The 13899-nt window shown below is 64.7% G+C and carries 7 protein-coding genes; 1 reads left to right on the top strand and 6 read right to left on the bottom strand.

All coding sequences use genetic code 11. From position 1 onward, the window contains the following. Positions 1–5: 5 nt before the first annotated feature. The 4 genes from HV823_RS05970 to mutS all read right to left on the bottom strand — a co-directional run bounded on the left by HV823_RS05970 (position 6) and on the right by mutS (position 8030). On the bottom strand, positions 6–398 hold the full coding sequence (locus HV823_RS05970; RefSeq protein ID WP_176948822.1) for a VOC family protein: 393 nt from the start codon (positions 396–398) through the stop codon (positions 6–8). Then, a complete protein-coding gene (gene murJ, locus HV823_RS05965) occupies positions 395–1981 on the bottom strand; it encodes a murein biosynthesis integral membrane protein MurJ (RefSeq protein ID WP_176948821.1) in 1587 nt (528 codons plus the stop codon). Before murJ ends, HV823_RS05970 begins: the two co-directional genes overlap by 4 nt. After that, the gene (locus HV823_RS05960) at positions 1978–4809 is read right to left on the bottom strand and encodes a [protein-PII] uridylyltransferase (protein WP_176948820.1); all 2832 of its coding nucleotides are present in this window, start codon (positions 4807–4809) and stop codon (positions 1978–1980) included. Before HV823_RS05960 ends, murJ begins: the two co-directional genes overlap by 4 nt. A 467-nt stretch (positions 4810–5276) precedes the next feature. Beyond that, positions 5277–8030: a DNA mismatch repair protein MutS gene (gene mutS, locus HV823_RS05955; RefSeq protein WP_176948819.1), complete on the bottom strand. Its 2754-nt coding sequence runs from the start codon at positions 8028–8030 to the stop codon at positions 5277–5279. A gap of 111 nt (positions 8031–8141) precedes the next feature. Between mutS and HV823_RS05950 the strand changes: the two genes are divergently transcribed. Further along, positions 8142–10427: an NADP-dependent malic enzyme gene (locus HV823_RS05950; protein WP_176948818.1), complete on the top strand. Its 2286-nt coding sequence runs from the start codon at positions 8142–8144 to the stop codon at positions 10425–10427. Between the two features lie 157 nt (positions 10428–10584). Here the strand turns inward: HV823_RS05950 and olsB are convergent, their stop codons facing one another. Together olsB and HV823_RS05940 are read right to left on the bottom strand one after the other, a co-directional pair. Next, positions 10585–11463 (bottom strand): l-ornithine N(alpha)-acyltransferase, encoded by an 879-nt coding sequence (gene olsB / locus HV823_RS05945; RefSeq protein ID WP_176948817.1) that lies wholly within the window; start codon positions 11461–11463, stop codon positions 10585–10587. A gap of 137 nt (positions 11464–11600) precedes the next feature. After that, positions 11601–13859, bottom strand: a complete 2259-nt coding sequence (locus HV823_RS05940) for a hybrid sensor histidine kinase/response regulator (protein WP_176948816.1) — start codon at positions 13857–13859, stop codon at positions 11601–11603. Between the last annotated feature and the right edge of the window lie 40 nt (positions 13860–13899).

The raw sequence follows: 13899 nt of genomic DNA, 5'->3' as shown, positions 1-13899 counted from the left end.
GCGGGTCATCCGGCGGGCTGCAGCAGGTCCCACGTATTGCCGAACACATCCTCGAACACGGCGACCTTGCCATAGGCCTCGGTCCTCGGCTGTTCGAGGAAGCGGACGCCGGCGGCGACGAAGGAAGCGAAATCGCTTTCGAAGTCGTCCGTATGCAGGAAGAAGCCGACCCGGCCACCGGCCTGGTTGCCGATAGCCGCGCGCTGGCGTTCGCCGGACGCCCGGGCCAGAAGCAGGCCTGACCTCTCACCGCCACTCGGACGCACGACCACCCAGCGCTTGCCGTCGGGAAGCTGCGTATCCTCGATGAGATCGAAGCGGAGCGCGCCGCAATAGAACGCGACTGCACGGTCGTAGTCGGGCACGACAAGCGTCACCAACGCGATCCTGCGGGTCATTCTCCGCTCTCCGGCGCAGGCTTAGCCTTGCGCTTGACGTTGCGGCGGATCATGCCGAGGTCGGCGCCGCCGATGAGGAAGGCAACGCCGAAATAGATCACCATAGCCAGCGCTACCAATGCGCCGAGCGCTGCGACCTGCTCCAGCAGCGACGCCGTCGGCGCGAGCCGGGCGGCCAAGGCATCGGCGGCGTAGTTGAGGCTGACGGCCATGACGAGCGTTGCGATGAGAAGCCGGGCGATGCGCCAGGCCAGGGCCTTGTCCAGCGGCCAGTGCCCCCGGCGCACCAGTGTCACAAACAGGAAGATCGCCGTCAGCCACCCCGACGTCACCTCCGCGGTCGCGATGCCGCGCTCGTGGAAGAAGGGGAACAGCGAGACGGCGAGGACGCAGTTGACCGCCACCGAGCACATGGTGATGCGCATCGGCGTCTTGGTGTCCTCGCGCGCGAAGAAACCCGGATTGAGCGCCTTGATCATCACGAATCCGGGCAGGCCGAGGCCGTAGATGGCGAGCGTGCCGGCGACGACGGAGGTGGTCTCGGGCGAAAACGCCCCGCGTTCGTAGAGGACGCGCACGATCTCGTCGGAAATCACCCACAGCGCACCGGCAGCCGGCAGCGTCAGGAACAGCACGAATTCCATCGAGCGGTTCTGCAGGTTGGCCGCTTCCTTGTCGTGGCCGGCCTTCAGCGCGCGGGCCAATTCCGGCAGGAGCACGACGCCGACGGCGATGCCGACGACGCCGAGCGGTAACTGGTAGACCCGGTCGGAATATTGCAGGACCGAGATCGCGCCTTCCTTGGTGGAGGCGATCATCTGGCCGATGATCTGGTTGATCTGCGTGATGCCTCCGGTAACGGCAGCCGGCAGCGCCAGCCAGAGCAGGCGCTTCACGTTCGGCGTTATCCGCGGCCAGCGAAAGCCGATGCGCATGCCCGCATGCAGCACCCCGGCATAGAGAACCGCCATCTGCAAGACGCCCGCGGCAAGCACGCCCCAGGAGAGATAGCGGGCCGTTTCCAGCGGCGAGGCGCCGGAATAGAGGGCCAGTCCGAGGGCGCCGATCAGCACCACGTTGAGGAAGATGGGCGCCACTGCGGCGGCGAAATAGTGATGCAGCGAATTGAGCATGCCCGACAGCATCGCCGTCAGCGACATGCACATCAGATAGGGGAACATGATGATGGCAAGCTCGACCGTCACGTCGAACTTTTCCGGATCGCCGACGAAGCCCGGTGCGATGATCCAGGAGACGAGCAGCGGCATCGCCAGTTCCATGGCGATGGTGATGATCATCAGGACGGTGAAGAGGACACCGAAGACTTCTTCGGAAAAACGCTTGGCGCCATCGGTGCCGCCCGCCTCAATCTCCTTGGCGAACAACGGCACGAAGGCCGCGTTGAAGGCGCCTTCGGCAAAGAGCCTGCGAAAAAGATTGGGAAAGCGGAATGCCGCGTAGAAGGCGTCAGCCATCGGGCCTGTGCCGAGGGCGGCGGCCATCAGCGTCTCGCGCGCGAAACCCAGCACGCGGCTGCCAAGCGTTGCGCCGCCGACAGTGGCGAATTTCCTGACGAGGCTCATTCCCTGGTCCCTGATTGCGCGCCCAAGGGCGCGACCATGCCCGGCGGCATCCGATCGCGCGCCTCGTCCGCCTCTTCGGCCATGACGGCCTTCAGCCGCGCAACGATATTGCCCTGCCGGTTCTCATTGGTGATTTTGTGGCCGAGCAGGTCGTTGACGTAGAAGGTATCGATCACCTTCTCGCCGAAGGTTGTGATGTGGGCGGAGGCGATGTCCAGCGAAAGATCGGACAGCACCGCCGTTACCTCGGAAAGCAGGCCCGGGCGGTCGAGGCACTCGATCTCGATAACGGTGAACTTGTTCGACAAGGCGTTGGAGATCGTGACCGCGGGCGGCACGGTAAAGGTCTTCGAGCGCTTGCGGCCGCGCGTGCGGTTTGCAATGACCTCCGGCAGGCGCTTGCGACCCGACAGCACGTCCTCGATCATCTTGCCGATGTTGGCGGCGCGGCGCGTTTCGTCGGCGTCGTTGGGAAATTCGCGGTTGACGAGGATCGTGTCCAGTGCGCGCCCGTCGGACGTCGTAAAGATCTGCGCATCGACGATGTTGGCGCCCGCAGCGGCACAGGCGCCGGCGATCACCGTCAGAAGCCGCGGATGGTCCGGCGACAGCACCGTGATCTCGGTGATGGCGTGGAAGGAGTCCGTGCGCACCATCGTCGCCAGAGCCTGCCCCGCCTTGTCGGCATCGCGGATGAAGCCCGCATGCCGCACCTGGTCTTCCAGCGAGACGGTGAGCAGATAGGGGTCGTAGTGCAGGCGGCTATAGGCCTTGCGGTCCTTCTGGCTCCAGTCGGAGAGGGCTTCGTAGAGCTTTTCACGACCAGCCTTGGCGCGTTCCTTGCGCGACACTTCCGAAAAGCCGCCGGACAGCAGAAGCTCGGTCTCGTAGTAGAGCGTACGCAGCAACTGACCTTTCCAGCCGTTCCACACGCCGGGGCCGACTGCGCGGATATCGCACACCGTCAGCACGAGCAGCATCTTCAGCCGCTCCATCGACCGCACTTTTTCGGCGAAGTCGACGATCGTCTTGCGGTCGTTCAGGTCGCGCGTCTGCGCCACCAGCGACATGGCCAGATGCTCCTCGATCAGCCAGACGACCAGTTCGGTCTGCTTCGGCGTCAGTCCGAAGCGCTGGCACAGCTTGCGCGCGACGCGGGCGCCGGCAATGGAATGATCCTCGGGCCGGCCTTTGGCGACGTCGTGCAGCAGCACCGCCACGTAAAGCGGCACGCGGTCCTCGATCCCCGGCATGATCTGGCCGGCCAGCGGATGCAGGTCCGTCTCTCGGCCCTGGTCGATCGCCGCCAGCACGCCGACGGAACGGATGAGGTGCTCGTCGACCGTATAGTGATGATACATGTTGAACTGCATCATCGCGACGATCTTGCCGAAATCGGGGATGAAGCGCCCCAGCACGCCCGCCTCGTTCATCCGCCTGAGGATCAGCGCCGGATCGCGCGGCGACGTGAGGATGGACAGGAAAAGCCGGTTCGCCTCGTCGTTTTCCCGCAGCGCATTGTTGATCAGCCGCAGCGAGCGCGTAACGAGCTTCAGGGCGTCGGGATGAAACTCCAGTTCGTTGATGTCGGCGATATGGAAGAGCCGGATCAGGTTGACCGGGTCGCGCTTGAACACATCGGCATTGGCGATCGTGATCCGCCCGCGATCCTCGACGAAATCCAGTGTGCCGGCGATCTTGCGACTGCGCCGGGTGAAGCGGCTGATTGCGGCGGTGAAGCCCGGCGCCTCTTTGGCCTGCTGGTCCTCCAGCGCGGCGCAGAAGATGCGCGTCAGGTCGCCCACATCCTTCGCCACGAGGAAATAATGCTTCATGAAGCGCTCGACGGCCGAAAGGCCGGGATGCGGCTGGTAACCCAGGCAGGCCGCGATCTCGGACTGGACGTCGAAGGAGAGGCGTTCTTCCGCCTTGCCGGTCAGGAAATGCAGGTGGCAGCGCACAGCCCAGAGGAAATCGTCCGCCTTCTGGAACACCTTGTATTCGTGGCGGGACAGGACGCCGAGCTTGATCAGGTCCTCAGGGTCGCGGATCCGATAATAGTACTTGGCGATCCAGAACAGGGTATGCAGGTCGCGAAGGCCGCCCTTGCCTTCCTTGACATTCGGCTCGACCAGGTAGCGCGTGTCGCCGGCCTTGCGATGGCGTTCGTCGCGCTCGGCAAGCTTGGCGGCAATGAATTCCGGGCCGGTTCCGCGCATGATCTCACGCTCGAAGCGCACGGCTAGCTCGTCGAAGAGGAGGTGCGAACCGCAAAGGTAGCGCGCTTCGAGGATCGCGGTGCGGATCGTCATGTCGCCCTTGGAGAGCGTGATGCATTCCTCGATGTTGCGGGTCGCATGGCCGACCTTGAAGCCCATGTCCCACAACACGTAAAGCATGAATTCGATCGCCGGCTCGCTCCATGGCTGCGGCTTTGTCGGCAACAGGAAGAGAAGGTCGATATCCGACCCCGGCGCCAGCGTGCCGCGACCGTAGCCGCCGACGGCGGTCACAGTGATGCGGGCGGCCTCCGGCGCCATTGCGGCGCTGAAGACGTGGTTCAGCGCGAAATCGTGCAGAACAGTGATGATCTGGTCCTGCAGCCAGGAAAGCCGGGCGGCGCAGGCAAGGCCACTGCCGTCGTTAAACAGAAGCTCGCGGGCCTGCTCCCGCCCCTGCTGATAGGCGCTCTTGAGTTCGGCTAGAAGGGCCGCACGCATGCGGTCGCGATATTCGGCATGCGCGCTGGCGATGAATTCGCACCGTGCCCGGAGTGTTGCGACGTCAAGCAGGCCGGAATGGGCCGGAACCGTTACTTTGCTGTCCATAAAATTGCGACCGCCTGCTGCCCTTCTGTCCTTCGTCACCCGCCGGTGCTGAAGCGCTATAGCCCTTTTTGGCCGCAAGCGACAGTCATAGTCTCAGGGACAAAACCGTGGGAGCATGTGAGCAGATACCAACATGCATGGCCGGAACGCGCGCTCTTCCGGATGGCGCCGATTACGGCCGTCACCAGTAGATCCGGTGGAGCAATAACGCGACTATGGCCACTACGATTGCAAAGATACAGCGCTCCAACCACCGCATGAGTTTCGATTTGGAAGGGTTGCCCGATATCCAGTTACCCAGCACATCACCGAGGAATTGCAGCAAATCACCCACTGAAATTTTGCTCCGAGTCGTCATCGCATTACCGCGATGATTGCACCAGGTTGTTTACTTCAGCTTGATGACTTGACCGTCATGGCCCGCAAATCGCCGTTGGCGGCACCCGTTGCGGGATACCGCGAAAACGCTAACGGGCGCCGGCTTCCTTCTTCAGCGCGTAGAGCGCCTCCAGCGCCTCGCGCGGGGACATGTCGTCGGGGCTCAGGCCCGTGAGCATTTCCTCCACCTTCGAGGTGCCGGCCGCCTTCGCCGTCTCCTCGCGCCGCACGGCCATCTGGAACAGCGGCAGGTCGTCTATCAGCTGGCTTGCCGGGTTCTTGCGGTCGGCGTCCTCGAGCTTGGCCAGCACGTCCTTGGCACGCGCCACCACCGAAGCCGGAAGGCCGGCGAGCCGCGCTACCTGGATGCCGTAGGAGCGATCGGCCGCGCCCGGCCCGACCTCATGCAGGAAGATCACCTCGCCGTCCCACTCCTTGACCCGCATGGTGGCATTGGACAGGCGGTCGAGTTTTTCCGACAGTACCGTCAGTTCGTGGAAATGGGTGGCGAAGAGACCGCGGCAGCGGTTGGCCTCATGCAGATGCTCGACCGCGGCCCAGGCGATCGACAGACCGTCGAAGGTGGCGGTGCCCCGGCCGATCTCATCGAGGATGACGAGAGAATGCTCGGTCGCCTGGTTGAGGATAGCAGCCGTCTCCACCATTTCGACCATGAAGGTCGACCGGCCGCGGGCAAGATCGTCCGAGGCGCCCACGCGTGAGAAAAGCCGATCGACAATGCCGATATGCGCGCTTTCGGCGGGAACGTAGCTGCCCATCTGGGCGAGGATGGCGATCAATGCATTCTGGCGCAGGAAGGTCGATTTACCGCCCATGTTGGGGCCGGTCAGCAGCCAGATCGCGCCATCGCCCTTGCCGGCAATGGGGGAAAGGTCGCAGGAATTGGCGACGAATGCATTGCCGGCCTGCTTGCGCAACGCCTGCTCGACGACCGGATGCCGCCCGCCGACGATGGCGAACATCTTAGAACGGTCGACCACCGGCCGGCAATAGCCCTGTTCCTCGGCCAGCACCGCAAGCCCTTGCGAGACGTCTATGACCGACAGGGCCCGCGCCGCCGCCTTGATCGAATCCGCCTGCGCGACAACCTCCTGTGTCAGGGCGTCGAATGCCGCAAGCTCGATCGACAGCGCCCGGTCGGCCGCGTTGGCAATCTTCGTCTCCAGCTCGGAAAGCACGGTCGTGGTAAAGCGCATGGCGCCCGCCATCGTCTGCCGGTGAATGAAGCGCGCCTTCGCCTCGTCCGTCTCCGTCAGTGCTGCGGCATTGCCGGCCGAAACCTCGATGAAGTAGCCAAGCACGTTGTTGTGCTTGATCTTCAGCGACTTGACGCCGGTCTCCTCCGCATATTGCAGTTGCAGGCCGGCGATCACCCGGCGCGACTGGTCGCGAAGGCTGCGCATCTCGTCGAGTTCGGCATCGGCGCCCTCGCGGATGAAGCCGCCGTCGCGCTTCAAGAGCGGCAACTCGTCGGCAAGCATCCCGCTCAGCCGTTCCGACAGCACGGCCGGAAGTGCCGTGATATCCCGCCAGGCGCCCGCAAGCTCTTGGGAAAGATCCTCGCCCGCCATCAGGCCGCCGACCGCCGAAGCCGCCCGCATGCCCTGCAGCAGCGCGCCGAGATCGCGCGGGCCGCCGCGGCCGAGCGCCAACCGGGACAGGGCGCGGGGCATGTCCGGCAGAAGCTTCAATGCGTCGCGCAGGTCGGACGTAAAGGAGGGACGTTCGGCCAGTGCGGCAATCGAATCCAGCCGCGCGTTCACCGGGTCAGGATCGGTCAGCGGCGACATCAGCCGTTCGGCGAGCAGCCGCGCGCCGCCGCTGGTCACGGTCCGGTCGATCGCTTTGAGCAGCGTGCCGCTGCGTTCGCCGGAAAGCGTGCGCACCAGCTCGAGATTGGCGCGGGTGGCGGGATCGATGAAAAGCGTGGACGCGGAGCTTTCACGCTCCGGTGGCCCGAGCGGCGGGCGCTCGGCGATCTGCGTCTTTTCGACATAGGCGACGGCAGCGGATGCGGCCGAAAGCTCGGCGCGCGAAAAGGTGCCGAAACCATCGAGCGTACCGACGTCGAAATAGCGTGAAATCCGCCCCTCCGCGGTCGCACTGTCGAACAGAACCGCCGGCTGCGGCACCACCACGCGCCCGAGCACGTCGACCACCGGCCGGAACTCGGGATCATGGAACAGCGTGTCGGGAACGATCAGTTCGCGCGGCTCGATGCGCAGGATGTCGGCCAGAAGCCGTTGCTGGGTCGTCTCGGCCAGGCGAAAGACGCCGGTGGATATGTCGATCCAGGCGAGCGCCAGCGCCGGCTCGGCGCCGCCGCGGATGCGCGACAGCGTCATGAGATAGTTGGCGTCGGACGGTGACAGCAGCTTTTCTTCCGTCAGCGTGCCCGGGGTGACGAGGCGGACGACGTCGCGGCGGACGACCGACTTCGAGCCGCGCTTCTTGGCCTCTGCGGGATCCTCCACCTGCTCGCAGACGGCAACGCGGAAGCCGAGCGCGATCAGCTTCTGCAGATAGTCGTCTGCAGCATGGATCGGCACGCCGCACATCGGGATCTCCTGCCCCATGTGCTGGCCGCGCTTGGTCAGCGTGATGCCGAGCGCGCGCGAGGCATCGGCCGCGTCCTGGAAAAACAGCTCGTAGAAATCGCCCATCCGGTAAAACAGCAGGCTGTCCGGATTATTGGCCTTGATTTCGATATACTGCTCCATCATCGGCGTCGCCGATGCGCGGCTTGCCCCGCTGGCAAGTTCGGCCGTCGTCAATATGTCGCTTTTGTGCAGGATTTGGTCGTCCACGGAAAGATAGTTCATCCCAAAAAAACAGGTGTCACCCTAGCCGCGCCTCGCTATAGAAGACAACACCTTGGGACCGTCTGGAACGCGATGCCCACAGGAGCTTGGCCAGAATGGAGGGGGAGACAGATGGCGGAAACCGGCAAGACAAAACGGGCTGTTGCAAGCGTGACCGATCAGGAGGCGCTGGATTTCCATGCACGCGGCCGGCCGGGAAAGCTGGAAATCACGCCGACGAAGCCGATGGCGACGCAGCGCGACCTTTCGCTGGCCTATTCGCCGGGCGTGGCCGCTCCGGTCAAGGCGATCGCCGAGGACCCCTCGCGCGCCTATGACTATACCGCGCGCGGCAACATGGTCGCCGTCATCTCCAACGGCACCGCCATCCTCGGTCTCGGCAATCTGGGCGCGCTCGCCTCCAAGCCGGTGATGGAAGGCAAGTCCGTCCTGTTCAAGCGCTTCGCCGACGTCGACAGCATCGATCTCGAGGTCGATACCGAGAACGTCGACGAGTTCATCAACTGCGTGCGCTATCTCGGTCCCTCCTTCGGCGGCATCAACCTCGAAGACATCAAGGCGCCCGACTGTTTCATCATCGAGCAGCGCCTGCGCGAACTGATGGACATTCCGGTCTTCCATGACGACCAGCACGGCACCGCCATCATTGCCGCAGCCGGGCTGATCAACGCACTGACGCTGACCGGACGTGACTTCAAGACCACGAAGCTTGTCTGCAACGGCGCGGGCGCCGCTGCGATCGCCTGTATCGAGCTGATCAAGGCGATGGGCTTCAACCCGGAGAACGTCATCCTCTGCGACACCAAAGGCGTCATCTACCAGGGTCGCGAAGAGGGCATGAACCAGTGGAAGTCGGCACACGCCGTCAAGACCGACCGGCGCTCGCTGAAGGAAGCCCTCGACGGTGCCGACGTGTTCTTCGGCCTTTCGGCGAAAGGCGCGCTGACGAGCGAGATGGTGCAATCGATGGCGCCGCAGCCGATCATCTTCGCTATGGCCAACCCGGACCCGGAAATCACCCCGGAGGAAGTGGCCCGCATTCGCGACGACGCGATCGTGGCGACCGGACGTTCGGACTATCCCAATCAGGTCAACAACGTTCTCGGCTTCCCCTACATCTTCCGCGGCGCGCTGGACGTGCGCGCGACCACCATCAACGACGCCATGAAGATCGCGGCCGCAGAAGCGCTCGCCAACCTCGCAAAGGAAGACGTGCCGGATGACGTCGCCGCCGCCTACCAGGGCAACCGGCCGCGCTTCGGCTCGCAATACATCATTCCCGTCCCCTTCGACCCGCGTCTCATTTCGGCCATCCCCGTTGCCGTCGCACAGGCTGCGATGGAGACGGGCGTTGCCCGCCGGCCGCTGCTCGACCTCGATGCCTATGCGCGCGAGCTGAAGGCGCGGCGCGATCCGATCGCCTCCACGCTGCAGAACATCTACGCCCGCGTGCGCCGGCATCCCAAGCGCGTCGTCTTCGCCGAGGGCGAGGAGGAGCAGATGATGCGCGCCGCCGTCTCCTATGCCAACCAGCAGCTCGGCACCGCCATCCTGGTCGGCCGCGAAGACCGCATGCGCGACACCGCGGCGCGTGCCGGCATCGATCTCGACCGCCCCGGCATCGAGCTTCTGAACGCGCGCATCTCCAAGCGCAACGACGCCTATACGGACTACCTGTATGCCCGCATCCAGCGGAAAGGCTACCTCTTCCGCGACGCCCAGCGCCTGATCAACAACGACCGCAACCACTTCGCGGCCTGCATGGTAGCGCTCGGCGATGCGGATGCGATGGTGACCGGACTGACGCGCAACTATTCGACTGCGCTGGAAGACGTTCGCCGCTGCATCGACCCCAAGCCCGGCCATCGCATTATCGGCGCCTCGCTGGCACTCTGCCGCGGCCGAACCGTGCTCGTGGCCGACACCGCTGTGCACGACATGCCGTCCGCCGAGGAACTGGCAGACATCGCCGAGGAAGCAGCAGGGCTCGCCCGCAGGCTCGGCTACGAGCCGCGCGTGGCGATGCTGGCCTATTCGACGTTCGGCAACCCGTCGGGCGAACGCTCCGAGCGCGTGCGCGAAGCCGTCAAGATCCTCGACAAGCGGCGCGTCGATTTCGAGTATGATGGCGAAATGGCCGCCGACGTGGCGCTGAACCCGAAGATCATGGAACAGTATCCGTTCTGCCGTCTCTCCGGTCCGGGCAACGTGCTTGTCATGCCGGCCTTCCACTCCGCCGCGATCTCGACGAAGATGCTGCAGGAGCTTGGCGGCTCGACGGTGATCGGCCCGCTGCTTGTTGGCCTCGACAAGTCGGTCCAGATCGTCTCGATGGGCGCAAAGGACAGCGACATCGTCAACATGGCGGCGCTGGCGGCCTACAACGCCGGGGTCTGAGAACGACCTCTTTGAGCATTTCCGGCATCACGAAGCGCCGGAAATGCTCTATCTCCGCTGCTTTTCCGCAATTCGACGCAAAGCTGTGTGCGGACCGGCTGGATGGCGGAAGCGTTCAGTTGCGCAGTGGAAAATTCATCCCGGTGCGTCATGCGCCTCAGCTGGCGAACCGTCCCGCATCCGCGCCATAATAGTTGATGTAGCGGCCGGAAATATTGCCGATGGGCAGGACGATCAGCACGTCAGTGGTGCGGAAGGCATGGTCGACGACGGCGCCGTCGCCGATCATCGCGCCGAGCCGCAGATACCCCTTGATCAGCGGCGGCATGGCGAACAGCGCCTTGCGGGCATTGACCGCCTCGCTCGGCATCAGGTCCATGGTGCGATACTGATCTTCGTGCGCGCTGACGGTCCACTCCCCGCGCACCAAGGCATTCTGGTGCAGGAAGGAAAGGGCAAGGGCATGTTCTTCGGGAACGACGCCTGAGAACGAACCGCAGCCGAACATGGCGCCGATGCCGTGCTTGAGCGCATAGGCCCAGGCGCCCTGCCAGAGCAACTCCACCGTCCGCTTGGTGCGATACTGGGGAAGCACGCAGGAACGGCCAAGTTCCATGAACTGCTTGTCGGCGTGGCGGGCGATCAGCGCGTCGACATCGAATTCCGACTGCGAATAGAAGCCGCCCGAGCCCTTCGCCACGTCCTGGCGCAGCAGGCGGTAGGTTCCAACGATCTGCTCTTCCGTGTCGCCTTCGATCGCCGTGTCGAGCACGAGAAGATGGTCGCAGACCATGTCCCATGCGTCTATGTCGCGCCGCCGGCGCATGGCGTCCGGAGCGATCTGCGCATTCATTTCTTCCACAAAGACGCGATAGCGCACGGCCTGTGCCGCGTCGATCTCGCTGTTGGTCACCGCCAGCCTCGTCTCGAGGCTGCCGATCCGGCCCAGCACTTCGGTGGGCCTGCGGACAGGAAGGCGGCACGTCGACAGCACGGTTTCGGTCACCACATTTGGTTCAGCGATCTCCACGGTCATCGTCCAAATCCCATCCATCTCAGGTGCGTGTCTTTAAACACGAATCTGCGACAGGAGAGTGACACCGGGGCGTTGCGCACCTTAGGGACAGGCCGCATCGCGGGCAAGAAAAACCAAGCCGCAACCGGACGGCAGCGCTACCTCTGCCGCGCTGCGGCGAGACGCGAGACCTCGGCCAGAAGGGCGGGCGGCTCGGCAGGCTTTGCCAGCACGGCTGCGGCACCGCAGGCCAGCAGTTCCTGATGCACGCCCTGACGGCGATCGGCCGTCAGCACGATCACCGGGGGCCAGCCTGCTCCGGCGGCGAGACGGCGCACGACCTCGCGCCCCTCGCCCCCCGGCATCCCCAGATCGGTGATGATGACGTCTACGCCCTGCGCGCCTCCCGCTGTCGCCTCGAGCAGCGCAGGAAAGTCCTCGACCACCTGAACCTCGAAACCGGCCTTCGACAGCATGGACCGCACCAGCATGGCGTTGATCGGATCGTCTTCGGCAAGCAGCACCCGTGCCGCCGGCACAGGCATCTCCTCCTCCTGGGGCGGCTCCTTGAGGATCGGGCGATTGTCGTTGATGGCGTCGCGGACCTCGATCCCCTTCATGCGCCCGCGCAGCACCTCGACCAGCGAGCGTTCCCGCAAAGGGCGGATCAGCCAGGCGTCATAGCCTTCGCAGTTGCCGATCGCCCGGCCGGTCCGCTCTTCCGGATTGACCAGATAGACGCGCCGGATATGGGTATCCGCAAAGGGAGAAAGATGGGCTAGCTCGCGCCGGAACTCGCCCGAAAGCCGGTTGTCGACGATGATGTCCGTCAGCGGGAAGGCGATCGTGCTCTGGGTGAATTCGAGCGCATCCTTGAGGACCGACATGTGACGGCAGGCGCCGCCCAGCGTCTCGATGGTGCGCTTCAGCGCTTTCGAGGCCGGCCCTTCCGGCGCATAGAGGAAGACGGTCGAGCCGCGCAGCGGCCCCGCCCGGCGGTTCGTCGGCGCCAGCGTAAGCGCCGCCGGCATGCGGATGGTGAAGGTCGAGCCGCGCCCGACTTCGCTCGACAGCGTCAGCGCCCCACCCGCCTCGCGCAGGATCCGCGCGGAAATCGCAAGCCCCAGCCCGGTGCCGCCGCGGCGCTGCGCCGCGCCGCCGGCCTGCTCGAATGCCTCGAATACGCGCGCCTGCTCGTCCGCGGTCATGCCCGGCCCGCTGTCTGCAACCCTGATCACGATCTGTTCGCCCTCGATCCCGGTCTCCAGATAGACGCCGCCGGCGGAGGTGAACTTAACGGCATTGCCGATCACGTTGTAGAGAACCTGCCGCAGGCGCGGGCCGTCGAACAGCATCACCGACGGGACCTCGACCGAAACGAACGAGCCGATTTCGATGCCCTTTTCATGGGCGCGCGGGGAGAGCATTTCCACTACGCTCTCCAAAAGCGGCCGCACCGGTTCCTCGCAGGGCCGCAGCTGGAAGCGCCCGGCCTCGATGCTGGAGAAGTCGAGAAGATCGTCGACAAGCTGCACCAGGGCATGGCCGGACTGGCGCATGCCGGAAAGATAGTTCTTCTGTTCGGCCGTCAGCCGCGTCTGGCCGATCAGATGCGACATGCCGAGAATTCCCGAAAGGGGCGTGCGGATCTCGTGGCTGACGGTGGCCAGCAGGCGCGACTTCGTCTCGTTGGCCATTTCGGCACGGCGGCGGGCGATCTCGCGTTCGTTCTCCGCCCTGCGCTCTTCGGTCACGTCGCGGGCGATGCTGTGGATCACGAGATCGCCCGTCGCCGGATCGCGAATGGTTATGTCGTGCCAGGCATAGATGCGCGTTCCGCCGGGCGTCGTGATTTCTACATCGTAGTGATAAGGCAGCGTCTGCGAACGGAAATCGAGACCAAGCTCACTGCACGACAGTCCGGTCGGATCGACGATGCCGACCAGATCGCTGAGAACCGCGTTGGCGCGAAGGATCCGCCCGTCGAGCGAACGCACCATGACGATGTCGCGCAGGATGTCGTGGATCGCAGCCGTGACGGCGGCCGTCTCCTTCTCCTCCCAGCTGCGATCGTGATGGCGCTCGACATGGTTCGAAACACGGTGCTCGGCCTGAAACCTTCCCCGCCACAAGAGGATCGCGGCTGCGAAACCGGCGGCTGCCAGGCCGCTCGCAGCCACGTAGAACTCCTGTAGGACGCCGGAGACAAGGACAAGGCAGGCCGAGATCAACGTCAGGCCCGCCACAAGTCCGGACGCGAAATGCTGGTCGAAGGGTACGGGTGTCTCTGCCGCTGCCGCGGACGGACGCGGGCTGTCCACTGCAGCGCCGCTGTGCCGGCGCGCATCCCCTTCGTGCCTCGGCTCCTCAGCGAATTCCGCCCGGAGCCGGTCCTGTAGCTTGGCTGGTTCGCTCATGCGTGCGCAATAGCACGCCAAGCGTTCAGATCCGCTTCAG

The sequence above is a fragment of the Mycoplana rhizolycopersici genome (assembly GCF_013378445.1).
Taxonomy (GTDB): domain Bacteria; phylum Pseudomonadota; class Alphaproteobacteria; order Rhizobiales; family Rhizobiaceae; genus Mycoplana; species Mycoplana rhizolycopersici.
The sequence above is the reverse complement of the archived record's forward strand: the minus strand, read 5'-3'. Positions and strand labels throughout refer to the sequence as shown.

Bases quoted from the DNA above. Each gene is read 5' to 3' on its own strand.
- mutS (WP_176948819.1), bottom strand. From the start codon at position 8,030: ATGAACTATCTTTCCGTGGACGACCAAATCCTGCACAAAAGCGACATA.
- HV823_RS05950 (WP_176948818.1), top strand. From the start codon at position 8,142: ATGGCGGAAACCGGCAAGACAAAACGGGCTGTTGCAAGCGTGACCGAT.
- HV823_RS05940 (WP_176948816.1), bottom strand. From the start codon at position 13,859: ATGAGCGAACCAGCCAAGCTACAGGACCGGCTCCGGGCGGAATTCGCT.
- HV823_RS05960 (WP_176948820.1), bottom strand. From the start codon at position 4,809: ATGGACAGCAAAGTAACGGTTCCGGCCCATTCCGGCCTGCTTGACGTC.
- olsB (WP_176948817.1), bottom strand. From the start codon at position 11,463: ATGACCGTGGAGATCGCTGAACCAAATGTGGTGACCGAAACCGTGCTG.
- murJ (WP_176948821.1), bottom strand. From the start codon at position 1,981: ATGAGCCTCGTCAGGAAATTCGCCACTGTCGGCGGCGCAACGCTTGGC.
- HV823_RS05970 (WP_176948822.1), bottom strand. From the start codon at position 398: ATGACCCGCAGGATCGCGTTGGTGACGCTTGTCGTGCCCGACTACGAC.